The 26,459-nt window shown below is 41.0% G+C and carries 19 protein-coding genes; 13 read left to right on the plus strand and 6 right to left on the minus strand.

Annotated features, from left to right (window positions below; all coding sequences use genetic code 11):
- Positions 1–73 precede the first annotated feature (73 nt).
- Complete coding sequence (locus BLQ87_RS01015) at positions 74–3,247, minus strand: lantibiotic dehydratase (protein ID WP_074604104.1); 3,174 nt, start codon at positions 3,245–3,247, stop codon at positions 74–76.
- A 212-nt stretch (positions 3,248–3,459) separates the two neighbouring features.
- On the opposite strand from BLQ87_RS01015, the gene BLQ87_RS01020 reads away from it, so the two are divergent.
- The 6 genes from BLQ87_RS01020 to BLQ87_RS01045 all read left to right on the plus strand — a co-directional run bounded on the left by BLQ87_RS01020 (position 3,460) and on the right by BLQ87_RS01045 (position 6,701).
- On the plus strand, positions 3,460–3,654 hold the full coding sequence (locus BLQ87_RS01020; protein ID WP_074604105.1) for a class I lanthipeptide: 195 nt from the start codon (positions 3,460–3,462) through the stop codon (positions 3,652–3,654).
- A gap of 39 nt (positions 3,655–3,693) precedes the next feature.
- A complete protein-coding gene (locus BLQ87_RS01025) occupies positions 3,694–3,885 on the plus strand; it encodes a class I lanthipeptide (protein WP_074604107.1) in 192 nt (63 codons plus the stop codon).
- 39 nt (positions 3,886–3,924) lie between these two features.
- Positions 3,925–4,113: a class I lanthipeptide gene (locus BLQ87_RS01030; RefSeq protein ID WP_074604109.1), complete on the plus strand. Its 189-nt coding sequence runs from the start codon at positions 3,925–3,927 to the stop codon at positions 4,111–4,113.
- Positions 4,114–4,138: 25 nt separating this feature from the next.
- On the plus strand, positions 4,139–4,330 hold the full coding sequence (locus BLQ87_RS01035) for a class I lanthipeptide (protein ID WP_074604111.1): 192 nt from the start codon (positions 4,139–4,141) through the stop codon (positions 4,328–4,330).
- Positions 4,331–4,421: 91 nt separating this feature from the next.
- Positions 4,422–5,579, plus strand: a complete 1,158-nt coding sequence (locus tag BLQ87_RS01040; protein ID WP_074604113.1) for a lanthionine synthetase LanC family protein — start codon at positions 4,422–4,424, stop codon at positions 5,577–5,579.
- Positions 5,580–6,701: a quinone oxidoreductase family protein gene (locus tag BLQ87_RS01045; protein ID WP_074604115.1), complete on the plus strand. Its 1,122-nt coding sequence runs from the start codon at positions 5,580–5,582 to the stop codon at positions 6,699–6,701.
- Here BLQ87_RS01045 and BLQ87_RS01050 read toward each other — a convergent pair.
- Both BLQ87_RS01050 and BLQ87_RS01055 read right to left on the minus strand, forming a co-directional pair.
- Positions 6,695–7,633, minus strand: a complete 939-nt coding sequence (locus BLQ87_RS01050) for a S41 family peptidase (RefSeq protein WP_172664787.1) — start codon at positions 7,631–7,633, stop codon at positions 6,695–6,697. The two genes, BLQ87_RS01045 and BLQ87_RS01050, sit on opposite strands and share 7 nt — an antisense overlap.
- Positions 7,634–7,781: 148 nt before the next feature.
- Positions 7,782–9,974 (minus strand): alpha-galactosidase, encoded by a 2,193-nt coding sequence (locus BLQ87_RS01055; protein WP_074604119.1) that lies wholly within the window; start codon positions 9,972–9,974, stop codon positions 7,782–7,784.
- A gap of 239 nt (positions 9,975–10,213) precedes the next feature.
- Between BLQ87_RS01055 and BLQ87_RS01060 the strand changes: the two genes are divergently transcribed.
- From BLQ87_RS01060 to BLQ87_RS01085, 6 genes are all read left to right on the plus strand, one after another.
- Complete coding sequence (locus BLQ87_RS01060) at positions 10,214–11,446, plus strand: hypothetical protein (protein ID WP_143010295.1); 1,233 nt, start codon at positions 10,214–10,216, stop codon at positions 11,444–11,446.
- A 274-nt stretch (positions 11,447–11,720) separates the two neighbouring features.
- Positions 11,721–14,849 carry a SusC/RagA family TonB-linked outer membrane protein gene (locus BLQ87_RS01065; protein WP_083361631.1) on the plus strand — a complete coding sequence of 1,043 codons (3,129 nt, stop codon included), beginning with the start codon at positions 11,721–11,723 and terminating at the stop codon, positions 14,847–14,849.
- Positions 14,850–14,857: 8 nt separating this feature from the next.
- Entirely contained in the window at positions 14,858–16,678 is a 1,821-nt protein-coding gene (locus BLQ87_RS01070) for a RagB/SusD family nutrient uptake outer membrane protein (RefSeq protein ID WP_074604126.1), read from the plus strand.
- A 12-nt stretch (positions 16,679–16,690) separates the two neighbouring features.
- On the plus strand, positions 16,691–17,665 hold the full coding sequence (locus BLQ87_RS01075; protein ID WP_074604128.1) for a discoidin domain-containing protein: 975 nt from the start codon (positions 16,691–16,693) through the stop codon (positions 17,663–17,665).
- A 10-nt stretch (positions 17,666–17,675) separates the two neighbouring features.
- Positions 17,676–19,307 carry a discoidin domain-containing protein gene (locus BLQ87_RS01080; RefSeq protein ID WP_172664788.1) on the plus strand — a complete coding sequence of 544 codons (1,632 nt, stop codon included), beginning with the start codon at positions 17,676–17,678 and terminating at the stop codon, positions 19,305–19,307.
- Positions 19,308–19,328: 21 nt separating this feature from the next.
- The gene (locus BLQ87_RS01085; RefSeq protein ID WP_074604132.1) at positions 19,329–20,231 is read left to right on the plus strand and encodes an alkaline phosphatase family protein; all 903 of its coding nucleotides are present in this window, start codon (positions 19,329–19,331) and stop codon (positions 20,229–20,231) included.
- 87 nt (positions 20,232–20,318) lie between these two features.
- Here the strand turns inward: BLQ87_RS01085 and BLQ87_RS01090 are convergent, their stop codons facing one another.
- The 3 genes from BLQ87_RS01090 to BLQ87_RS01100 all read right to left on the minus strand — a co-directional run bounded on the left by BLQ87_RS01090 (position 20,319) and on the right by BLQ87_RS01100 (position 24,907).
- Positions 20,319–22,901: a TonB-dependent receptor gene (locus BLQ87_RS01090; protein ID WP_245723766.1), complete on the minus strand. Its 2,583-nt coding sequence runs from the start codon at positions 22,899–22,901 to the stop codon at positions 20,319–20,321.
- A 518-nt stretch (positions 22,902–23,419) separates the two neighbouring features.
- Positions 23,420–24,013: a dihydrofolate reductase family protein gene (locus BLQ87_RS01095; RefSeq protein ID WP_074604136.1), complete on the minus strand. Its 594-nt coding sequence runs from the start codon at positions 24,011–24,013 to the stop codon at positions 23,420–23,422.
- Positions 24,014–24,208: 195 nt separating this feature from the next.
- The gene (locus BLQ87_RS01100; RefSeq protein ID WP_074604137.1) at positions 24,209–24,907 is read right to left on the minus strand and encodes a DUF1826 domain-containing protein; all 699 of its coding nucleotides are present in this window, start codon (positions 24,905–24,907) and stop codon (positions 24,209–24,211) included.
- A gap of 163 nt (positions 24,908–25,070) precedes the next feature.
- Here BLQ87_RS01100 and BLQ87_RS01105 point away from each other — a divergent pair, with 163 nt between their 5' ends.
- Positions 25,071–25,691, plus strand: coding sequence for a hypothetical protein (locus tag BLQ87_RS01105; RefSeq protein WP_074604140.1), 621 nt, complete (start codon positions 25,071–25,073; stop codon positions 25,689–25,691).
- Positions 25,692–26,459 lie beyond the last annotated feature (768 nt).

A 26,459-nucleotide genomic window follows, 5' to 3' on the forward strand; every position in this document is an offset into this window, starting at 1 on the left:
CCGGGCTTTTGTGTATTGTTTTGCAATCTGTTAAGTTGAAAAATGATTCCCCTTTGGGGGAATCTGATTTGGGTCAGGATTGTTCTGCAACTTTATCCTTGCGGCTAAACTCCTTATTCAGCCCTGATTTTCCATTTTTCATCGCCTTTTGAGTTTTATAATAGGTATAAAGAAATTCATAAATGATCATTTCATGGACCCTTTGCTGGAAGGGGAACAACCGGATCATGTGCATATGCGTCATACTGGATAAGATATTCATAAGGGGGGTTTTTGATTCCTGGTCTTTCATCAGGTGATCCAGTTGTGGAATGATCAGAGATCTGATGTTGTTGGATCTTTCTTCAATGAATTCAAATAATGGCGCATATTCATTTTCAACATCCTTTTCCCTATCCATACTCTTATAAATCTCCGTACGGAAATCCCTGTATTTTTTATTGATCTGAAGATTGGTGTTTTTGTCTGCATTAAATTCCTGCGCAAAGCCCATTTTTATTGGCTCTAAAAAGATTAGTTTTTCATCAGCGTTGAGGCCGAAGTCGTCCAGAAGGGCATCGATAGAACGCATTCCCCAGAGCCACCTGATCGTTTCCCCCTCCAGGCCTTCTATATTTTCAAGGACCTGTACCACGCTTTCACTGTCGTAATAGAAAATGTCTTCCATCAGGGAGATGTTTTTTTCTCCGTAACGTTCGATCTCTCTTTCGTAGGTATCAATGATGGTTTTCCAAACCAGTTTTTCCTGAATGAAATAATCCAGGTGTTTTTTAACGATGAGGATCACTTCTCCTGTACACTCCGGTTTCTTTAACCTGAAGCGGATTCTGAGGTGCTGGTCAGGATCTGCAAATCTTAAAAAGAACCATCCATTGATCAGTTCCTTTTCCTTGAGTTCCTGTACCATGGGTTGCAGCTTTTCTGCAATAATTCTTTCGCTGATCTGTGTACCACAATACAGTTTGAAATACAGCCATTCGGAACCAACCGTAAATGTCCGTTGAACCGTTCCTTCAGGTTTTGCTGTTTTCAACAGCGTATTACCGGTGGTGGTTGCCTGCTTCCTGCTTATCGGAAGAATCAGTTGGTTCAGGTATTTATTGCCCTGCTTATCCAGGAAAGGATAATTATGATCTGAAAAAATATGTTCCTTTAAGATGACCGTATCTCTGTTTTTGATCATGTCAATAAACAGGTTGGCGGAATTTGATTCCTTAAAATCTACCAGTAAAGTATTGTCGCCATCTGCTACAGTAATGAGTTCCGGTAAATCCAATTTCTGCAGTTGACTTTTGATGGCATTCATATCCTTCGCTGCGGCCAGAAAAGCATTGATTTCTTTTTTATCCAAAGTCCAGGTAGCGAATGAGATGACCACATTTCCTACCGTAACCCGTGGAAGAAATTTATGTTTTTTTGCCAGGTCAAACCACTGGAAATTGAGTCCTCTTCTGCCATGTTGGTGTTGCATATCGCATAGAAACTGATAGACTGGTTGTGCGTTATGTGCATAGTTGTGGGCGTTGCTCAATCTTGGCAGGATTTCTTTATTTAGCTTTTTAGAGCGAAGTACAATTTTGTTTCTGTTTACGGAGATCATAATGTCGTCCAATCCGATGATATGATCCGCATCCACAGAGGCCTTTGCCAGATACGGTATTTCGTATTTTCTATATTTTGGATGTAATAGAATATTACCGACACGGCTTTCCGGAAGGTGAACGATTTCTGCAAGAATGGCCTGGGTTTCCAGGGCTAACTCCTGATCTACCAGATTTTGGATCGTAGATTTGATATTTTGATCTGCATGTCCGAAGCGGCCCAGTACATTAATGGCACTGCTTCCCGCAAAGGATTCAATGTGGATCATTTCCTCTCCAAGGTAGGAAAGGATTCCTGACATGGTCAGAGGAAGATCGTCATAACTGGCCAGGTTTCCGGAGGCTTTAAGTTCTTCGGTAGAAAGCCGGATCGTTTTATGGCCAAGGGTCATCGCTTCTTCCAGTTTGGAAAGCAAGAATAATTCCTGTTTATGAACGTCAATACCAAAATAATCCGCATATCTTTTATTCAATACCAGTCCATCAAGAAGGGGTGAGAAGCCGTTTTTCTGTTTGACCTGATAGCCGACACCGGATTCTGTATCCAGGGCCTCCAAAATCGGAACTTCCCTTTCTTCATACCGGGTATAAAAGTTTTTGGCAAATGATTGCAGGTTTTCATTGGAGCGGATTGGGTTCAGTGCGCATAAAATATCCATTGCTTCCAAAATATCCTCCTGCAGATGTTCACTTAAAATGGTTTTACCATCCGGCCTGAAGGTATCGGTCTGGAACAGGTATTTTTCATTGATGGAGACATTTAAGGACCTGGCCATTTCAACGACCTGCTGATAAGCAGCAGGATCATTTTTCCCTTTTTGATCCAGTTCCTGAATGGCTGCTTTAAGCGGGAGCAGCAGGTTCAGCTCTTTGCTCAGTTCAGCACCTTCATTGCTGATTCTCTGCATGACGTTAATGATCTGCGAAAACACATCATCGCCGGTTACTTCAGGTTCAATCTCACTGATCAGCAACTGGGCATCAATACAATTATGGATAAATTCCATAGCCTCCACAGGACTATATCCCATTTCTTCTATAATGGCAGAGAGTTCTGCAGCTGTAGCCCCTTTTTTACTTTGTTCAAGCATCGCAGCTGCTTCATTGGTTTTCTGAACGGAGCTGATCTGATGCATTCGTTTTCCGTTAACGACCTGATATTCGACATACCTCAATTCGTCACCCAAAGGGTAAATAGAAGTATTGGGATAGTATTTTAAATAAGGCTTGATTTCGGGTAGTTTTTCCAGTGTACGTGACAGTTCACACAGATAAAGCATATCCAACCGGGTATGGCGGAGGAGGTTTTCAGATATCTCAATATCGTTTGCCGTTCCCCATTCCGCATGTGAGCAGCTGGCAAATAAGCCAAAAGGCGTACACCTGGTACTCATGCGGATCAGGTATTTGGTAAGGGAGGTTACGATTTTATCTGATTCCTGTTTATTGGGAACTTCTCCTTTTACCCATTTTTCTGCTTCGCGGTAAAGGACAGGGGAGGCGAGAAATACCGCTTCCCTGAATATCTCCAGTTCTTCAAACAATGATTTTACTTCCTCCTGAGTATAAGAGGTTTTATAGGGAAGTACCGGTAGCCTGGCGACAAAGTTCCTGTTAAAAGTATAGTTGTTCTTAAAATGTGACATGGAATTTAGTTAATAGGATGAACGAATGGTTAGGTTTTTTGCTAAGGCAATATAAATAATAACCTATTATATATATATGGTTCAGCATCAACTATTTTCCTGCTAAAAAATGATCATTTATCACTATTCCACAGGGGTGATAAAGGATCTAATTTTACCAATGTTAAATCGATAATCAAATAATTAACAAACAACTCATAAACTATTTAATCATGAAAAAGAAATCATTAACCGACAACAAACTTAGCTTAAACAAAAAAGCAATCTCTAAACTGGATGATGTAAATCTGGAAAACATTCAAGGTGGAATCAGCTTCACCTGTTGTACAGAAATCATTATCAAACAAGGCCTGGAAGAGGCAGAAGCAGGCGACCTGAGTGTACACTACTCTTGCGGAAAAGCATAACCCAGCCCAAAAACCTAACCAAAACTAAAATTAAACAAGATGAAAAAGAAATCATTAACCGACAGCAAACTTAGCCTGAACAAAAAAGCCATCTCTAAACTGGATGATGCAAACCTGGAAAATATTCAAGGTGGTATCACTTTCACCTGCTGCACAAAAGTAACCATTGAGCCAAAAGAGAAAGAACAACTCGCAGAGGTTGGCAGTGTACATTACTCTTGCGGTTCCTAACAAAATTAAAAACCTAACCAAAATCAAAAAATAAACATTATGAAAAAGAAATCATTAACCGACAGCAAACTTAGCCTGAACAAAAAAGCCATCTCTAAACTGGATGATGCAAACCTCGAAAATATTCAAGGTGGTGTTACTTTCACCTGCTGCACAGAGGTAATCATCAAAAAACCATCTCTGGAAGAAGCGATTGGTGATGTAAGTGTACACTATTCATGTAAATAATTTATAACCTATAAAACTTAACCAGATGAAAAAGAAATCATTAAACGACAGCAAACTGTCTTTGAATAAAAAAGCAATCTCAAAATTAGACGACGCTAATTTAGAAAACATCCAGGGTGGAATTACTTTTACCTGCTGCACAAAAGTAACAATCGAACCTTCTAAACCGAAAGAAGAAGCATTTGAAGACGGAAGTGTACATTATTCTTGCGGATAAAATATTTTAAGATTTGGGGTCTCAGACCACAAATGTTTCTCCTCAGGTAGCCATTCCTGAGGAGTTTTTTTATCTTTATTAAACTGAAATCATGGAATATGAGATGATAAAATCATTTGACGATGCACTTCTTTCCGATCGGATTGCTGAGTCAGATGTTGAGGATGATTCTTTGCTGGGTGGTGGTATGGGATACAGCTTATACCATGCTGTTCTCGCGGAAACAAGGGATGATGAGCAGTATCCGGAAAGGGCGTTTCAACAGATTGAAAAGACCTTTCAGCGTTTATCTGCAGGTGCATCTTCACTCGATGGAATAGCGATGGGGACCGGTCTAACCGGTTTTGCTGCGGTTATCGCTTACTTTTGCGAGCAGGGATTTTTGAATGAATCGGTGAAAGAAGAGTTGACTGGTATTGAGGAGATCATGTTTAAAGGCGCGATGTTACAAATCGAAAAAGGGCATACTGACTTTCTGTTTGGAGCATCCGGGCCCTTATCTTATTTTCTTGATGAAAAGCCAAATGAGCAGAATACGGCCTACATCAACAAGCTAATTGAGGCGATGATCTATCATGGGGGAAAGAATGGCACGCCTGGTTTGTTGCTACCTGAACCAAACCGGTTTTTTTCGCATATTAATCTCGGTATTGCACACGGACTCAGCGGGACCGGATTGGTATTGGCTAAAGCTGCTGCCGATCCAAGGGTAGCGCAACAAGGGCCGGTAAGGGAGATGTTGCATCATATTCTGGGATACCAGTTGCAGCAAAGGACAACCAGAGGGGACGCAATTTTTCCGATCAAGGTGGATAAACAAAGCGGAAAACCTGAATTCAGTTCCAATCAGTCCTGGAGCTATGGTGATCTTGGTGTTTTGCTATTCATCTATACGTTATCGAATTTGTTCGATGATGCACAAATCAGAAATACTGCCGATCTGCTAACAGAGGAGATCATGGCCAATCGTTTTACACATGAAATGGGCACTGAGAATCCCGGATTGAGACATGGTTTTGCGGGTAAAATCATGCTGATCGGGAAGCTGGCAGCCATCAGCGGAAACCAGAAGTATAAGACCTTATATAAAAATCAATATTCATTATTTCAGTCTATGATGAATAATTATGACCTCGATCTCGGTGGTTCTTCTCTTAATTTTGAAGGTCTGGTTGGCGCAAGATTGGTGGCTCATAGCCATTTGCTATCTGTTGAACAGCTTGCCTGGAAAAAAATATTCTTAATGTAAATGATGAGATCGCTTGTATTATTGTCTGCTCTGGGGACGGAAGAAAAAAACGCTTTCCAGCATTCTGCTGCTATTCACGGCATCCCTTTTCATTTTGGTCTTCTGGCAACTGAACGCCCGGAATTTCCTTCGGATGCTGATGCTGCCTACCAGGTTTTAGTGAAAAAACGGGCAATCTCGATTAATTTCAGAGATCTTTCTATTCTCTTTACCCTGAACAACGGCCTGAGCAATAATCCCGGAGGGTATAATTGTTTCGGTTCTGACTTTGTCGGAGAAGTGGTTGCCGTTGGTAGAAAAGTTAAAAACCTGAAAGTGGGAGATCGCGTTATTCCGAATTGCGATTATGAGATGAAGCCTAAAAGAGGAATTTCTATGCGGGGGATTCCGTCGAACAGGGCTTCTGCGGCTTATGATTTTTTTGCTGCAGAAAAATTGTTGAAAATCGATGATTCAATTACCGATGAGGTTGCGGCCTGTATGTCTATTGGCCTGCAGACTTCCTATTCCATGATCCGAAAAGCGAAGATCAGGAAAGGGGAGCGGATTCTGGTGACATCAGGCAGTTCAAATACTTCTTTATTTCTGATTGAAGCGCTAAAGGCGAAAGGACATCGCGTTACCGTACTCACCAGTAATCCGGTTACACAGGAGAGGCTAGGTAAAGAGCAGGAGGTCATCTTATATCAAAATACAAATGATCTGACCGCTCAGCTTGACCTGCATAAAAGTAAGTACTCCTCCGGGTTTGATGTCGTATTTGATCCGTTTAGCGATGTCTTTTTTGAAAAATTAATTGATTATCTAAATGCTGATGCCAGGTATCTGACCTGCGGACTATATAAACAGAAGCCAGAATTCAAAGATCTGGCGGAAAGTTCAATTGTGAGCAAGCCACCATTGGGTTATTTGCTGGCACACCTTATCATGAAGAACATCCGTTTGATTGGAAATTGTCTGGGCACTACAAAAGATCTTGTGGAGGCGATAGCAGACTATAAAGAAGGTAAAATCAATATCGCGATTGATGCCGTCTTTTCTGAAAGAGAGCTGGGCAGTTTTATTGATAAAGCGTTTACCGATAAACGCCGGTCAGGAAAAGTGGTGTTGACGTACTATTGAGCCATTTGTTTTAAGACTTTGATCGCTTGATGAATGCATTCTTCCTGATCCACGATTTCTTTTTCTACCACATGATCCGGACTTATTCCCTTTCCTACCTCATCGTAGGGCTGTCCATTACGGTCTGTCAGTGTGCCATTGGTTAAGACCAGGTAAGCACCATCACTCAGTTTAAATTCCGAATTGGAGGAGGTTAGTCCGGTTGTTTTCTGACCTATAAGTTGTGTTTTTTTTCTATCCTTAAAGGCCATTGCGATAAACTCTCCGGAACTACCTGTACGCTTGTTGATGAGAACCACAAGAGGCTTATCAAAGTTTTTTAACTGGATTAAAGGCGTTTTGTACTGGTAAACTAAAGAGTCTCCATAGTAAGCAGCATTGTTTCTGTAACGATAATAGCTGACAGTGCCTTCCGGTTTTTTGATCCCAAAAGCGTCTTCGTCGTGTATAAAAGGAGCCACCATACCAATCATTGGCTGTAACATTCCTCCATCATTGTCACGTAAATCCAGGACCCAACCCTTTAGTACGACTTTGTCCATCTCCCTGATCTTGTGGTAGGCATCTGTGATAAATTGTTCCCATTCCTCTTCATTGGCGAAATAGAAATGGGGAACAGTAACGTAAGCGTAGGACTTTTCTATAATGGCAGTTTTCACCAGGGGCAGTTGTTCGCCATTTGCCAGGTAGCCTTTAAAAATGCCTTCCACCATTTCAGGAGGATAAAAATGAGAATGCTGATCTGCTAACATTTTTAACGTGGAATCAATTACAGCATAGGTTTGCTTTATCGAGTCCAGGTCTTTTGCCTGCTCATGGGCAAAATTATAGATCTTTTCCCAGTCGAGTTTATGCTTGTTGATCGATTGGGCCTTCATGATATCCAGCGCCTGATTGAGATAATCCTTCACTTCAATGTTATTTTGTGCCAAAGCAGGTTTGAAAAATAAAACAAACAAAAATAAGATAGCAATACGATGCATTTCAATTCTTAATTAGGTAGAAAGCTAACTAATTTCTGTGAGATTTTCTGTCTTCAATTTGGCTTCCTGCATTGGCACATCGTGTATGTCTTTTTGCTTAATGGCTGATCGATTTGACCCTCAGCACAACACTCGTTCTATTTGCACTCGCTTCCGGGTTAAAGCCGACTTTCATTAAAAAGTCTCCGGAATATACCTTACTACTGTCAATCGGCGATTTTGTGCCTGGATATAAGTTAATTTCTTCTACCTGGTATTTCTTCGCAGCATCCAGTCCTTTTAGTTTAACCGGTAATATGACGCCATTTGTAAAAAGCGTAGCCACGTGATAATTGAAAACAATGGCCTGATCTTTCGTGTCATTTACATAGGCAATTGAGGCGATTTTGTTTTCATAAGGGTCTTGCAAACGGTACTGTTGCCCATGCCAAACGATGTCTTTAAAAGTGTTGTACGTTCGAACCGCATTTTGGCTAAAAAGTAAATCATTCTCCGTCAGCTCATTCACCCGGACATCATACCCTAGTTTACCCATCATGGCGACATCAGTTTTAAACTTAATTGGCTGTTTTCCCATATCGGTAATGTGGTTGTCTACTGCGATAGAAGGGAAGTAATAGGAATATTCCCACTGGATAAAAATACGGTCGTAAGCATTGGTATTGTCGCTGGGCCAGAATTCGGTGAAATATTTTAGGGAAGCATAGTCAACTCTGGAACCTCCGCCTGCACACAGCATCATTGGTATTTTTGGATATTTTTTTCGGATTCTTTCCAATACATTGGTTAATCCTCTGGTGTATTCGATATAAAAATGATCCTGATTTTTTAAAGTCGCGGAGTGTGCATTGTAGATTAATGAATTGCAATCCCATTTGATAAAGGCAAGTTCCGGCACTTCTTTAAAGATATCATCAACCGTTTTAAATATAAAGTCCTGAACTTTTGGGTTGGTCAGATCCAATACCAATTGGTTTCGCATGTAGAATTCTTTTCTGTCCGGTTGTCTGATGATCCAATCCGGATGATTCTCGTACAATTCGCTTTTTGGATTTACCATTTCCGGCTCCAGCCAAATGCCAAATTTAACCTGATTTGCAGTGGCCTCTTTACCTAAAGAGCTGATGCCGTTTTTCAGTTTTTGTCTGTTATATTGCCAATCTCCAAGACCGGCTGCAGCACCATTACGGGGATATTTATTGCCAAACCAGCCATCATCTAATAAGAAAACATCCACACCTAGTTTTTTAGTGTCCTTGGTCAGCTGATTTAGCTTTTCGTCGTTAAAATCGAAATAGGTAGTTTCCCAATTGTTTAAAATCGTTGACCGCTCTCCTTTACCATCAAGCAATTGATAATTCCGGGCCCAGTCCTGTAGGTTTCTGCTGGCCAGGCCTTTGCCCGATGAGGAATAAGTATATACAAAACGAGGGGTGACAAAGTTTTCTCCCGCTTTCAAAGTGTAGTTTGATGAAAAGTTATTGATTCCTGCGGTGATTCTCAGATAGTATTCGTCGAAAGTTTCAAAATCAAGTCTGAAATTTCCTGCCCAGGCTAAAGAACCGGCGATGACCTCACCCCGTTCCTCTGTTGCAGGCTGATCGATAGAAACCATAAAAGACGAAGAATGTAATAGATTGGTTCTGGTACCCAATTTTGAATCAATGGTTTTAATGCCATGCAATAATTGTTGTTCTTCTGATCGCATTTCTCTTACCGCGCCACTATAATGGTTCTTTAAAAAGAACTTCCGGCCGCTTAAGGTAAGGTTGGCCGAAGCGTATTTGTTCAATACAACCACACCTTTTTCCTGATGTTTGATTTCTGCCCATTGTTCAATTACATCCTCCTTAAAATAGGCCAGGTAGTGTAAATCGACATTGAATTTATACTTTGTGTCCGTTAAATGAACAATAGTGAGTTTTCTGTTATTGTCCAACTGCTTTTCTTCAACCGCAGTAAAAGTAAGTACCGTTGATTTATTGCCATCGCTATGCGTTACACTTAAACCAGGTTCTAAGAGATTTAGTGATCCGGAAGCAATGTAGGCTTCGCGTTTATTCAACAGGTCGTCCGAGCCTGGTTTGTATTTATCCAGAGGTTTAATACTTGTGTATTCAGAAGGACTTTCGAGCTTTTTGCCAAAATAGGTTGACAATAAGCTTTTATCCTGGTCTGTTTCTAATACCAGAACATTTTTTGCAGTGGCAATTAAAATTGTTTTTTGAGCAAGACTGTTCATCGAAAGGGTTAGGGTTAGCAAAAAAAGAGCTTTAAATTTTCTCGTCATTGGTTTTAGTTGTTGCTTATTATATTATGTTTGCAGCGTTAGGAAAGTTGTTTCGTAAATTTAACAGGAAGTACGCGATTTAAAATGAAAATGGAATTCCAAAGTGAAGACATTGTTTTGTATAGTTAACCTGTTTATTATTAGTTATATATAGTTAGATGAACGATCAGTCTGTACAGCCAAATAACCCGTTATACTTTGATACATTAGATGGTTGTTGCAAAAAAATCATTGAAAAAATGGGCAATAAGCCTATTGCTGAATGGAGAGCTTCAGACTATAATACCTTAAGTAGCCTGCTGGGTCAGCAAACTAAAGTTTATTTGAGTGAAAATACACTAAAGCGTATTTTTGGCCGCCTAAAAACATCTCAGCGTTATTACCCTCAGCTGGCGACCCGAAATGCACTCGCCCAATTTATCGGTTACCGGGATTGGCAGGAGTTTGAATTGGTTTACACCAGTTCGCAGATCAGTACAAAAGCAGAGGAGCCGTTAACGGAAGAAAAAAATCAACCCGAAGCAGAAAAGCCGATCCTTAAAAAACGTGTGCTCCTGTCTCCGGTAATGATCGGTTTTGCACTGATCGTGATAGTCTTCCTACTTGGCTTTTTTCTTTATCTAAATAAAGAACAAGGATTGAACAGCGTGAAACTGGTTTGTGAGAATCCTTTTGGAAATGTGCCACATACCGCGGTTTTTGCATTAAAGTCTGACCGTGCTTTCGATAAGGAGGAGGAATTCAAGCTGGATTGCATGGAAGAAGCGCTTCCGGCCACCATTACCGGAAATGATAAGATAACCAGGTTCTTCAAAAACCCTGGGGTGGTTTATGTAACCTTATATCGTAAAGATAAAGCGATAGATACAGTGTCGATTTGTTTACAGACGAAGGGATGGGTAGCCAATTCAGGAAATGATACCTCAAGAGCATATCCGATCGCTAATTTAAAGGCACTTGATCCAAAAAATATAGCAGTTTCGGCAGCGCAGTTAGATTCTGCAGGTCTGGATACCAAAAAACCTTTTCTGATCGGCTTTAGTAATATTCACCCATCTGACATTAGCGGTGATAATTTTTCTTTCTCTACGAAGGTTTTTGCAGAACAAAACAGGCCAGGTGTACAATGTATTGAAACTACGATCATTATTTTGGGAGAAAAAGATAGACACCTGCTCACGTTGTTTAGAGAAAACTGCGTCGCGTTGTCCAGATATACTTTTTCTGAATTGAAGGCTATAGGTTCTGAAGAGTTTTTAGGAAACTTAGCTTTTAATGCTTCAAATGGTGGGGAGATCGTACTCAGTGTCAAAAATAAAGTCGTTACTGTGATCCTGAATGGTAAGAAAGTACTCCGCACAAAATACCAGAAATCAATTGGAAAAGTGATGGGGGTAAAAATTCTCTTCAACGGTATTGGAAAAGCCGTGTCCCCTGAGTTGCGGGATTTGAATACTCAGGCACTTTTTTAAGCAATTTCTTATTCTTCCCGCTCGGGTTATTTGTTTTTATAGGAACAAATCTCAGATTTTTGCGTCCATTGTAATTTTCATGTGCTATGTAATTTGTTGTTTGTGAGTGTTTTAGTGCTCCATTCTTTTGCGCAAGCTTTGTACGCTTCCAGCCTACATTCCTGCGCTTAATTGGGCCTAGATTTACCTAATGTCAAACCGGAAAGTATTTAATACCAACGGTTGATGTAAAGGATGAACCACATCTATAACCAAACAAACTAAACAAAATTATATGAGAATTAAGTACCTATTGTTAGGTGGGATGATGATTACAGGCTGGAGCTATAGTTACGCCAGCGGTGATGATCTCCATCTGAAAAAGATGGAAATCCTGAGTAACCTGTCGTCCCGTTCGGAGCATCGGGAGCAAGCCATATTTCTTAAAGTATCCGGCTTTGTAAAAGATGAATTGGGGATGCCCATACCAGGCGTATCAGTTAAAGTAGCAGGAAGTGCAAAAGTGGCGCTAACCGACAACAAAGGATTTTATAGCATTGATGTAGATGCCAATGGTCAGTTGGAATTCAGCTATGTTGGCTATAAGAAACATGTGGCTGATATTGGAAATCAGACAACACTCAATATTACCCTTATACCGGAAGCCGGTAATTTGAATGAAGTGGCAGTTGTTGGTTATGGCCGGCAAAAGAAAGCAAGTGTGGTAGGTTCACAATCTACCATCAAACCAGAAGAACTTAAGCTACCTGTAAGAGATTTAACAAGTGCAATCGCAGGCCGGCTGGCAGGTGTGGTTGCTTACCAAAGGGGTGGAGCTCCTGGAGCAGACGGTTCTGACATCTTTATCCGGGGGATTGCCACTTTTGGCTCCAGTCCGCGTACACCATTGCTGGTGGTAGACGGCGTTCCGGACCGGTCGATCAACAATTTAGATCCGGAAGATGTAGAGAGCTTTACCGTACTAAAAGATGCTTCCGCCACTGCAGTATATGGTACACGTGGTGCAAACGGGGTAATCTTAATCAATACCAAAAAAGGGAAAGCAGGTAAACCTTCGGTTAATGCAGAATTCAATCAGGCTGTAAATAAATTTACTGCATTGCCTGATTTTATAGACGGGCCTACCTTTATGACCATCTTTAACGAAGGTTTAACCATGCGGGGCAGGGCTCCTCAGTATACTCAGGAAGCAATTGATAAAACGGCAAGCGGAGTTGATCCCGACCTGTATCCCAATGTGAATTGGTATCAGGAGCTGTTTAAGGATTATGGGCAGAACAAACGCGCCACTTTAAATGTAAGCGGGGGCTCTGAAAACGCCACATATTACCTCTCTGCAGGTTATTTCGGTGAAACAGGACTTTTTAAAACAGAAGATGTCAATGCCTATAATTCTGCCTTAAAATTAGATCGCTTTAACTTCACCAGTAACTTAAATCTGAATGTGACCAAAACCACTAAACTTGATTTTGGTATCAATGGTTACATTACCAATTATAATGAGCCTAACTATGGCGTAAATCAGATTTTTGCATTAACCACTTCTACACCTCCCCATACCATCCCAACCGTATATAGTAACGGTCAGTATCCGCAATTAACCGGATCCGGAATCAGTCCCTATATGGCGCTGACACAATCCGGGGTATACAGTGCTTTTAACAATGTAGTGCGGTCTAATATTAAAGTAACGCAGGATTTGGCGGCTTTAACACCGGGTTTAAATGTTTCAGCCATGTTTGCCTACGATGTAAATTCCAGCACAGGTAACAGACGTGGCCGGACTTTACAAACTTATAATGCCACTGGCAGAGATGCGAATGGCAATCTGATTACAGGAATTACTTCAACAGGTACAAACGACCTGAGTTTTGCAATCACCCGTTTCGGGGATCGGAGATTGTATATGGAAACTGCATTGAACTATAACCGGAAGTTCGGTAAAAGTGAATTTGGTGGATTGGTTTTATTCAATCAATCTGATTTTAGCGATGCACAATCCCGTGTCGATTCCTATAAAGGTGCAATTCCTTATCGCCAGCGAAACCTCGTTGGAAGGGCAACATATGGCTATAATGAACGCTATTTTATAGAAGGGAATTTTTCTTACTCGGGCTCTGATAACTTTATCCCCAGCAAGCGCTTTGGCTTATTCCCTTCAATTGGGGCAGGATGGATTGTTTCAAATGAGCCATTTTTCAAACCCATAAATGACATTGTAAGTTTCTTTAAACTCAGGTATACCTATGGTGTATCGGGTAATGCAGGGTTATTGGATCCTGACTTAAGATTTTTATACTTAACCACTATTGGGGCTGGAGGAACCTATGGTTTTGGTGATACGCCTTCCTCTGTTACCGGTTATGCCGAAAGCCGTATCGGGGGAGATGTACAGTGGGAAAACTCTTACCGGCAGAACCTGGGATTGGAACTGAATTTTCTAAATAATGACCTCGAGTTAATCGTAGAATTATTTAAGGAAAAAAGGAGAAATATCCTGGTAGCCAACACCAGCATTGCCTTTAATTCTGGTTTTACTTATGCAAACCTGCCCTATAGTAATATTGGGGAAGTAGATAACAAAGGAATTGATGCGACATTGAACTATACCAGGAACTTTTCTGACCGGGGCTTCTTCAGCTTCAGAGGAGTGTTCAGCTACAATAAAAATAAAAACATTGTGGATGGTAATGCCCCATGGAAATACAGTTATATAGACCGGGTTGGAAAACCAGTCGGACAGCGATTCGGATACATTGCAACCGGACTTTTCCGATCGGAAAATGAAATCGCCAACGCTCCTAATCAGGCAGGTAACACCATGGTGGGCGACATCCGTTACAAGGACTTAGATGGTAATGGAGTGATCAATGGGGATGACCAGACCGCTATTGGTTACGGTTCTGTTCCGCGTATCGTTTATGGGTTAAATCTTGGTGGGGGATATAAAGGTTTTGATATTGCTTTATTCTTTCAGGGAACAGGCCAGGTTGACTTTAACTATGCCAGTGGTAATGCCACAACACCATTTACCAACGGGCCCACAAACAGTAATATGTACAAGCAGGTACTGAACAGATGGACTCCTGGTAATCCCGATCCCCGTCCATTTTATCCTCGTTTATCTACTACTCAGGATCTGACCACAAATTATTTAACCAGCACCTGGTGGATCCAGCGCGCAGATTATCTAAGGTTGAAAAGTGCGGAGCTCGGTTATACTTTTAACTCAAAAGTATTTGAAAAAGCGGGCATTAAAAAAGTCAGGATCTATACCAATGGAACGAATCTCCTGACCTTTTCGCGATGGAAATTCTGGGATCCGGAATTGGGTGATGGGCGTGGTGCTTCTTATCCAAATATTACGACCTATAATCTTGGTTTACGTGTTAATTTTCAATAATTGAAATCATGAATTTAAATAAATTATTCTTCCTGGCATTGGTCATCGTTGCGCTGTTGCCCACAGGATGTAAAAAAGGATTTTTCGAGACTGTACCAGATAATCTGATTACTGTAGACGGTGTATTTACCAACAGAGGACAAACAGAGCGTTGGCTGGCAGGATTATATAGTTCTGTTCAGGATCCATGGTTAACTTCCGGCGGACTTCAGTTTCACATTACCACCGATGAAGCGGATATCAGCAACTGGGAAAACCCGGCGATGAACAGTGGTGCACTTGCTGCAACTTCCATAAACATTACTACCGGTGGCTATTATGAGAAAATCAGGCTGGCCAATATTTTTCTGGAAAATATTGATAAAAACCAGGAGATTTTAGCACTCAACAACGGTGAAGAAATTATTAAGCGTTACAAAGGAGAAGCACAATTTTTAAGGGCTTATTACCACTGGGTATTGATGAAACAATTCGGGCCTATAGAAATTGCCCCTTTAAAGTCCGGATCTCCTAATGATGACTACCAGATTCCAAGAAGTTCCTGGGATGAATGCGTGGCTTTTGTGATGAAGGAAATGGAAGAGGCAAAGCAGAACTTACCTGCCAATAATTTTACGGTAGGTACCAGTGACGTTGATCCTGCCAGAACAGGACGTATCAATCAAATCGTAGTTTCTGCCGTACAGGCGCAAATATTATTGTTCCATGCCAGTCCGCTTTATAACGGAAATGTAGAGTTGGGCGATTTTAAAAATATGGATGGAAAACAATTAATCAACCAAACTTATGATGCGGGCAGATGGGCGAAAGCAGCAGCAGCGGCTAAAGCAGCAATAGATCTCGCGGAAGCCAATGGAAAAAAATTGTTCAGGGTGAATGATGCGGATCCTTTCAGGGCTGCTTTTTTATCCTGCCGGAACCTGTATTGGGACGGTTGGAAAGATGAAGGAATCTGGTTGAGGGTAACCAATAGTTCTGGTCCTTATGAGTACAGTGCTGCCCCGCGGTCTATACAAGGGACCCCCTGGAATGGTATTGCATTGGTGCAGGAACTGGTAGATGATTTCAGAATGAAGGATGGAAGCGAAATTGGCGGATCCGGATATAATGAGAATACTTATACCAATACGGCAAATCCTTATTACGTTTCCGGTACCAATACGATGTATACCAACCGCGAGCCCCGTTTTTATGTTGATGTCACTTTTAATGGTTCGGTAACCCCGGCTGTTGCTAAAGCAGGCGCAAATAATGCACGTGTTGAATTTTTTCTGACCGGAAACTCTGGTAAAGCAGGTGAAACACGTAACTGGCCTAAAACAGGTTATACTTCCAGAAAGAACATTCATCCGACTTTTAGCTTTAGCCCTTATGTTTATTTAGCAAGACCTGCTATGCTGATCCGTCTGGCAGAACTATACCTGATCTATGCGGAAGCATTAAACGAAAGTGACCCGGGAAATCCTGATGTGCTGAAATACTTAAATGCGGTACGTACACGTGGTGGCATTCCTGCCTTAACCGGAGGTACACAGGTGCAATTGAGAACCCAAATCAGAAGGGAGCGCAGAATAGAGCTTTGTATGGAAAATGGAGCAAGATATTTTGATGTCAGAAGGTGGAAAGTTCCGCAGGAAGAAGGATTTGTTCAGGGAGGATCTTATACCGGAATGAACATAGAAGCTGGTTCAATCTTGTCGGACCCTGCTTTTCACCAGCGAAAAATAGCTTTTAGCCGGGCGGTATGGCAACGCAAATATTATTTTTATCCTTACCCGCAGGAAGAAATGGATAGAAATAAACAATTGGTTCAATTTCCCGGATATTAATGTAATTCAAAAATGAAAAAACTATTAAAATTGGCTAGCCTTGCTTTGCTGGGACTATCCCTGTTTACCGGATGCAAAAAAAATGAAGCTCCGTATGAGGAGTTGACTGATGCTAAGGACGGTGCCAGCGTTTATATCGCCAGATTTACAGGTAACGAACAAAAACTCAGTATTTTTCCTTATCAGGATGAAGCGCGGACATTTGAGTTTGGCGCATCATTTGGCGCATTGGGTTTACCGAAAAACAACATCAGCGTAAAATATGCGGTAGACGATAAAGCCTTTGACAGCTTAAATGTTCAGCGGGGGAAAATGGGGTTGACTGCTTATCGTAAATTTCCGGCAGAGGCCTACCAGATCAGTACGCTTAACAGTACCATTTCTTCCGGAAAAACAACTTCAGATTTGATAAAAGTGAGTTATTTCTCCAGGCTGTTCGATCCTGCCTTCGATTACCTGTTGCCCATCAGTATTGTAAGTGCCGATGGATATAAAATCGGAACAAATAAGACCATTTTTTTGGTTGCGCCTAAGCTCAGTGAAACTCCAGCCAGTAAAACAGGCTGGACGGTTAGTGCTGATTCTGAAGAACTGGTAGGAGAGGGCAGTGTTAACGGTAAAGCCACCGCTGCTTTAGACGGTAATATAGACACTTACTGGCATTCTAAATGGCAGGGAGGGGAATTGCCCTTTCCACATTGGCTCACTATAGATATGAAGCAGGATATTTATGTAACCAGAGTGGAATTGGCTGCAAGGCAAAATGCCAGTACAGGTTTTAGCCGGTTTAACATTGAAGCCAGTAATGACGGCAGCACCTGGATAAGTCTGGGCACCGGATTAATCATGGATCCGGCCAATAAAGCTTTTCAATCTTTTCCCGTGACACCAGGTTATCGGAGATATTTGAAAATCACGATGACCGCCGGTGCGACCAGTGTCACCAAATCCACCCATTTAGCTGAAATCAATGTATACCGTTATTAATTCATTTACCATGAGAAAATTCATCCTCTTCTTATTGCTTGGCGGAGTATCCTTTGCCTGTAAGAAAAGTGAAGCGGTGGCCAATCCTCCGGTGGTGGTACCGCCAGTAACAACCGGCCCAATTGAAAGGGTGAATGGTACGACTCCGGGGACAAACCTGACGGACCGGGAATTCAATCTGCAGGTCGTTTACTTTGTCCCTAAAGATTTAGAGGTTATTAAAGGCTATGAAACGAGGTTAAGTGAACTGATGCTCTGGGGCCAGCAATGGTATAAGGAAAAGATGGCCATTTATGGCTACGATAAAACTTTTGGGATGTATACCGATGCGGCTAAAAAGAGCGTGAGAATCACAACCGTCTATGGTACAAAAACTTCCGCAGAATATACTGCAGAGGGTGGTGCTGCACCAATATGGAAAGAAATAGAAGCCTATTTCAGTGCAAATCCTGCCTTACGTACAAGCGATCACTTTATCAATATTGTGCCCAGGTATTCTTTTAAGGCAAATGGAGAACCTACCGGACCTCCTTATCATGGCGCAACCTATGGTAAAAACAGAACTTGTTTTGTGCTTGACTATGAAGATCAGGATTTAAAATACATGGCGGATAAAACGGATAAGGGAAAGTGGTTCAGGTTGTATTACGGCGGATTGTTACATGAGCTTGGGCATGCTTTAAATTTACCCCATAACATGCAAACCACTGCGGAGTTGGCCGATCCAAATAAAGGATCAGGAATGATGCACATTGGCAACTATACTTTAGGAAGCAGTCCTACTTTTTTAACCCCTTTTGATTGTGCGTTATTAAACGATAATCAGGTGATGAATAAAAATAAAAACACCTATTATGGAAGTGTAACTGCATCGATAACTGATCTTCAGGGTACTTATAATGCGGTTAAGGGGGCGATTGTCTTAAGCGGAAAGTTCAGTTCCAACACCCCCGTTAATAACATTGGTATTCTAAATGATCCTAATGTAAATAATGAAGGGCTTGGAACGAATAAGGACTATAATGCTTTGGCTTATGCAGTAAAGCCCGGTCAGAATAACGATTTTTATATCGAGATGCCGGTAACAGATTTTACTTACCGAAGTAATGAGGAGTACGAACTGAGGATCTTCCTGGTGCACAATAATGGTACTTTAACCCTGAAATCTTATGCTTATAAGTTTGTGAACAATATTCCGGTAATTGATTTTAGCACGCGTCCGGAAATTGCCAAAGACGGCTGGGTGGTTAGCGATTTTAGTTCGGAAGAAACTGCAGCCGAGGGGAGGGCTAAAGCGGTGATCGATGGTTCCCTGCTTTCTTTCTGGCACTCCAGGTGGTCTTCGAATAGCGCCAGTTATCCACATTACCTGACTATTGATCTGAGCGCGTCAAAAACGACGAACGGACTTTCTCTTACCCACAGAGAGGGAGGAAGCAGGGCAATTAAGGATTTTGAATTGTTAACCAGCTCAGATGGAGTTACCTTTAACAGTTTGGGCAATAAGGTGGCGGCAAATTCAAGCGGGACGCAATACTTTAACTTTGATTCGCCCAAAACATTCCGGTATTTTAAGGTGATTTGTAAGTCGTCCTGGGATGGAACACAAAATGCTGCACTGGCAGAACTTGGACTATATTAGATTATTATTATATTTTTAGACATGAAGAAGTTTTTATTTAAGTTGGTTTTTTTATCGGTAGCCTCGATTTCAGCGGTGGCACAAAAAAGTCCCGCCAGGGTATTGGTCCTTGGTCTTGACGGATTTAGCACAGAAGGTTATAAGGTGGCAAAACACCCCAATATTGATAAGCTCGTGGCCGAAGGAGTACTTTCGTTAAGCACCAGGCCTGTGATGCCTTCGATTACCTTACCCAATTGGACCAGCCACTTTACCAGCTCCGGTCCTGAAGAACATGGGGTTACGGCAAACAACTGGACATTGGAAAAGCACCCTTTGCCAGCAATAGCTGTGGATGAGCAAGGTTATTATCCCTCTATTTTTAAAGTGCTGAAAGACAATGTACGTAATGTGAAAACGGCCTATTATTACAACTGGAAGGAACTGATCAATCCCATTAATCAAAAATACCTGGATGAGGTTGCTTTTGAGGAAAAGGATGGATATCAGGTGAATTACGGCAAGGCCTTTGATTTCATGCTGAAAAACAGGAAAGATCCGGCATTGATCTTTCTCTATAGTGTCCATACGGATCATGCTGGCCATGAATTTGGCTGGATGTCTGAACCATATATTAAGGCGATTGAAGCCGCAGATGTTGCGATTGGCGCTTTGTTGGACAAGTTAAAAGCAGAAGGGCTTTACAAAGACACGCATTTTCTGTTGATCACCGACCATGGCGGCATTAACAAAGGTCATGGGGGTGTTTCCATGAACGAGATGCAGGTTCCCTGGGCAATTACCGGACCTAAGATTAGAAAAAGAGGATTGGTTACAGACTTCAACAGCAATAAGAATACTTCATTGGTACTCGCAAGAATTTTTAACGTTAGCAAGTTGCCGGAAGCCTGGACGGGTATTTTGCCAAATGTGATTTTTAAATAGGAATCCCTGAATTCAGCATAAGTGTATATTAGAAAAACCGCCTCAAATTGACATGAGGCGGTTTTTTACTACATATTTAGTACAAAGCTATAAAGCATAGCGCAGTGTAATGCCATATGTTCTTGGATCACCAAGCACACCGGCATATAAACCAGAGTTACCCGCTGCGGCCTGCAACTGTTCGTAATAGTTTTTGTTGGTGATATTTCTAACCCAGCCCAATACGGAAAATTTATCTGACTTAAATCCTAATCTGCCATTTAGCAAAGAATAAGCTTCCACATTTAACACCCGTGAAGGTGTTGGGTTGGAAGAGTACTGAGAACGGTAACTGGCATCTGCAGCGATAAAATATCGACCTGCTGTGCTGGCCAGAGTGCCCGGATTGCTAAACTCAGCACCACCAGAAACATTCCATTTGGAGATACCTGGCAATCTGCCTCCGGAAGCGTCTTTAAATGCTACCTGTGTCGCCACACCATTCACAAGTTCTGTATGTCCGGTTTCTTCCAATGGGAGTGGTGCATTTGTGAATTTTTTATATTTGCCGTCAAGATAAGCCACAGCGGCATTTAAACTTAAGAACCTTCCCAATTGATAACTTCCATCCACTTCCAGCCCTTTTACATTCACTTTTTCTGCATTGGCAAGATAGCCCCTGTTTACGCCCAGTTGTGGTGACTGCACATTGGTTTGGTAATCTTTAATGTCTGTATTGAATGCGCTAACGTTGATCAGTGCACCTTTAAATGGTTTGGTTTTAACACCTAGTTCATAATGTTGGACATATTCTGGTTTTACGATAGCCACCGATAAGTCCGGCTCTCCGGTAGAAGTTGTTGGCAAGCCTCCTACGTTAACACCAACTGGTTTATAGGCGGTAGAGAAAGTACCATAAGCGTTTAGCTTAGTCGTAGGCCGGTAGGACAACGTGATATTACCAGACAAGTTATTGTTGTCTACACTCGTATTGAACTTCTGATTGTTATAAACCGCATTTTTAAGTGTAATTAAAGCCGCATCTGAAGTTTGAAGACCTCCATAAGTCACCCTGTTATAATCCACATCTTTTTTATCATAAGTATACCTTAAACCAGGTAAAATATGCAGGTGATCCAGAAACTCCCAGTCTACCTGAGCAAATACCGCAGTACTTAGTGATTTGATGGTGGAATTGGTTCTGATGCCATAACCGTCCAATAATCCCGGTGTGGAATATGCTGCCTGAGCACCGCTATTACTTGTCTGTACAAATCTCCACTGATCTTTACCTACTTCTTCCGTTTGGTCCAGTCCTTTCAAATTCTGGCTAAGGGCAAATACACCAACTACTGCGCTTACTTTTTCAGCGATATTACCAGCGTATCTAAGTTCCTGAGAATATTGATCATGGCGGGAGTTTCCCTGAGATTTGGTTAATGCAGACAACTCTGAGAAATCCCTGTCGTTTGTAGGATTCCAATTCCAGAATCTCCAGGCAGTAGTTGAAGTAAGTGTTCCATTGCCGATCTTATAATCCACATTTACGGATATACCACCAATTGACTGGTCATGTTTCCAGGGCGTATTGGTATTGATGGTTCTGGAAGCCGGGTCGATTACCGGTTGCTGATAACCCAAATCAGATACGATTTTTGCATACTGGCGGTAAGCGCTTCTTTCTGTTGTGGTCACACCTGCAATCACCAGTGGGTAACCTGCGGGATGCTGAATGCTTGCATCACCACTTAACAATACCTGTAGTTTTTCTGAGGGTGTATAATACAACTGACCTTTAAAACCAAGGTTGTTTTGACCACTATATCTGCGTTCCTCTTTAGTATTGAAAATTGTACCATCCCGTTGAGTTCCGGAAATGGATAACCTTGCTGCAAGATTTTTAGCAACAGCTCCTGAAACCGAGGTCTTTGCCTGTAGAAAATTATAGTTTCCAAAATTCAGTTCGACTTTGGCACTTGGCGTTTGAGTTGGTTTTGCTGTAGTGATGTTAAATGCACCTGCAGTCGTATTCTTGCCAAACAAGGTTCCTTGTGGGCCACGCAATATTTCTATTCGTTCAATGTCAAGGAAATCTGTTGAGGTCGCAGCTGGACGAGCCTGGTAAACGCCATCTACATAAAAGCCCACTCCCGGATCAATACCATCATTGGTTAGGCCAAATGTTGAGCCCAAGCCCCTGATATTAAGTGTGGTGTTTCTGGCATTTGAAGCATACAACTGTACAGAAGGAACCAGTTCTTTTAAACGATTAACGTTAAAGGCGCCTGCATTTTCTGCAGCTTGTCCCCCGATTACAGTAATTGCGATGGGCACATCCTGAAGTACTTCTGAACGTCTTCTTGACGTTACAACGATTTCATCGAGCAGTTCACTTTCAATCAGGACCAGCTCGAATGGGGTATCCTGAAGCTTTAAAATTTGAAAATCCTGAGACTTGTAACCAATTGAACTGACCCGAAGGTAAAATGGAAGATCTTGTTTTGAATCAATGCTGAACTTGCCGTCGATATCTGCCATTACCGCAATCTTAGTGCCTCTGATCGATACTGTTGCATTTGGTACCGGGGCACCGTTACTATTTTTTATTATACCCGTTATCGGACTTTGGGCAAAAACATAATTTGCCGTAAGTATAAATGAAAGGATAATAAGTAAATGTTTCTTCATCATATTAATATTAAATGGTTTGTGGTTATGCGCGACCAGACATCTCGCGTTATGTTTTGTTTTTTTGTTGTTTTATAGAATAAATGGCCATAGCAATGCCTTGAGGATGTTTTATTATCCTTTGGGTTTTAAAATGCGCGATGGGATTTACAGGTGTTTTAGTTTTGCTCAGTGATTACTGAAAGAAAATCAACAACAACAGGTACAGTCTACCAGAAAGAGCGTTCCTTCTTTAGCTGTTTTTCTTTTCATTTTTATAAAATGTAAGTCTGTTTTCATTGGTTTCTAAGTTGTTAAGAGTTAGTTTGATGGTACGAAGATAGGATTCTTTTTTGATATTCAAATAAAATCTATGGATTTTGTAGTTTTTATTTGAGTAATCAGTTTTGAGCGCAAAACAGTTTAGAAATTTTATGGGAATTTAGGAGGGCTTTCTGTTAAAACAGAAAGCCCTGGAATCTTATGATTCCAGGGCTTTGTATCGTTTTTATACTCCTCCTCGTTTTGGTAATTTACGCTCTTTAATCTGTAACAGTGCCGGTTTTGACTTTTCCGGCCCGTCTGTAATTGGCCATAATAACGCCACTGGGGGTAACTGTACTTTCTATCAGCGTAAACGCGGCGGGTATCGCAGCATCGTCAAATAGCTTTTTCCCTTTACCAAGAAGTACCGGATGAATATTGAGCCAAAATTCGTCTACCAGGTCATGTTTCAGTAAGAGTTGAACAAGCTTGCTGCTGCCCCAAATTTTTATATCCGGACCTTCTGAACTTTTGAGTTTTTCAATTTCTTCCACGCTTGTAAGGACCACCGAGTTTTCCCAGTCTGACTTTTCCAGGGTATTGGACAAGACGTATTTTGTGACTTCATTGACTCCTGGCCAATGTTCTGCATGTTTAGGCCAATAAGCGGCAAAAATATCAAATGTTTTTCTGCCCAAAAGAAGGTCGGCAGGTTCCATCTGTTTTTGCATTACCTGACCAGAAGCTTCATCGCTATAAGGCGCGGTCCAACCTCCATATTTGAAACCCTCAGACGGATCTTCCTCGGGGCCGCCCGGTGCCTGCATTACTCCGTCTAATGTAATGAATGATAAAACAGTTATTTTTCTCATATCAATTTATCCTCCTTTTATAGTTCTTTAAAAGTTTATTTAAGATAGATTAGTTACATGGTAAATATCGGGAATAATATGATTACGTCTGCGGTATGTATGCGGCAAATAGAAGGGGGGAATACGACAGGTTTAAAACAAAAAACTCAATTGAGCGAAGAGAAATGTGCGATTAAAAGGTAAAAGAAAATATATTTAACAGATCAAGAGCAGCCGATATTCACCATCATTTTCTACCGGTGCCCTATGAACACAGGGTAAAACTTTTTGCCCAGGATGATCTACCGCTAATCTCCAAAGATGGCCCAATCCTAAATTTATTGCCTTAGCGCCTAGTTTAGGTTGATAATGCAGGTCAAAATAATGTTCGCTTAAAAAGGTTTCAAACTCCGCTTCAGATCCCTCATGCAATTCCTTAAGCTTTTCCCGGATTTCTGGAATTAAAATCTTCTGTTCCACCTGATCGTTGGGTAGGATATCGCTTGCAGTACCATAATAAGTACATAAAAAAGTATCTGCTGAGATAGGAGAGCGGTCCACATGATAAGAATATACGTCCGTTGAAATGAAATCCAGTTCTTCATCCCGCTGGTAATTTTTGATCAGATTGAGCGAAGGAGAGGCTCCAAAATCAGTCAACAGCTGCAAATCACTTAAAATAATTTCCCTCGCGATGTTTCCCTTTTCGGATAGCCCGAGCGCTAAAAGAGTTTCAGGATAGACCTCAGTGACATTTTGCTCTAATTGAAGTTTAGACACAATTTCCTTAAAATCTCCAGCTAAATCTCTGTACCAACAAACTGCATTTGCAGCGCCTGGAAAAGGGGTATTTAGAAGTTCAGAAAAAGTAGGGACCACTTTAATTTGCTTGCTGTCCGAAAATTTATGGTTCATGTATTGGAGAAATGGCTAATCATTAATTCTCGACAAAGGTACCGAATAAACAGAAAACAATTTATAAGGATTCCGGTGTTCCGCGGCTGAACATTAGCGTGGGGCGCCTGTTATTCGCCAGATATAACGCGATTGCATATATTTGAGCGTTAACCTCCATTTTATGATAAAGACCAAATTATATAACCTACTGACAATTTTCATTCTGATAATGGCAATAATTCAAGCGCCATTAATTTATTATTATACGTTCGGACTATTTGCTTTCTTTATTGTAATTCCTTATCTGATCATTGGACTTGGCCTGACAGTTTGGTTACTGACTGTCCTATTGAAAAATAAAATTTCAGAAATGATAAGATTTCAAAAGTTAGGAGTTATCCTGACAATTTCCATTGGTAGTTTTACCCTTTTTTTCGGTGAAGATATCATTGAGAAGTTAGATTGGCAGTTCAGAAGAAATTCGAGGGAAGAAATTATTGAGCTTATTAAGTTTGGTAAACTAAAACCCAATGTAACCCATAACAATTTCATCTGTACTTTGGACAATTGGGATATCCCACCCATTTCAAACGGTGGAAATGAAATCGCAATATATAAGAATGAGGACAATAAATTAACAGTTGAATTCTATATTGACAGGGGGTTTTTAGGCCATTACTCTGCTTTTGTTTATACAAACGACAAGGGAAAAATAAAAGAATTGGAAGAAAAAATGACCTTGGATGAAGGATTACACGTTAACAAAAAGCTTGACGAAAATTGGTACAGAGTATCGTATTGAAAGAAAGAATAAAGTGTACTAACTAAATAGTGAACCTTTAAAACTGAATATGAAAAGTGTTTACAAGACAGGAGTTATCAATCACATTAAGTCGTCGAGATACATTCTCTTCAATCTTTTTTTAGTGCTGCTGATTTTTTGTCTTATTGTAGTTATTGGAAAAGTGGACATCTACCCAGACGGCTTGATGATAGGAATCTTAGGAGTCATTCTTGTGCTAGTAGTCGATGCACCAGCAGTTTTTCTTCATATTAGTTACTACATTAAAAATTTCGGACTGAAAATAATAATTGATGAGCGTCAAAATACATTGATCGTGAGTAAATTATGGAAAAGAGCAAGCTTATCGTTTTTTTGATATCATTTCTGTAGAGCGGCATTTGGCTATTTATCATAAAAATAGAATTGATCATTTAAATAGGAGGGGCGGGTCAGGGACGCCTTACGGTTACCTACTTATAAAGTTCAATGATGGTTTAGAAGTTTATGCCACTTCTTTAATGTTGGATGTTTTTAATCCGCCTATCCTCGTAAACCATACCTATTTTAGATGTTTCCCCTATATGAAATCCGGACTTGAATTTTCCAAAAGACGTGTTGTTGTCAAGGAAAATTATGAAAACAAAATTTCACAATTCAAATCGACTTTTAAACACCATAGTAATCAGCAGTTAAATGAAAAGATCATAAATAGGAAAACTTATGATAAAGCGGCAGTTGAGGCTGCCAGGCAATTGTTGGCGATCCGGTCAAATATGGTTTAAGTCT

It is taken from the genome of Pedobacter steynii (assembly GCF_900103665.1).
Lineage (GTDB): Bacteria > Bacteroidota > Bacteroidia > Sphingobacteriales > Sphingobacteriaceae > Pedobacter > Pedobacter steynii.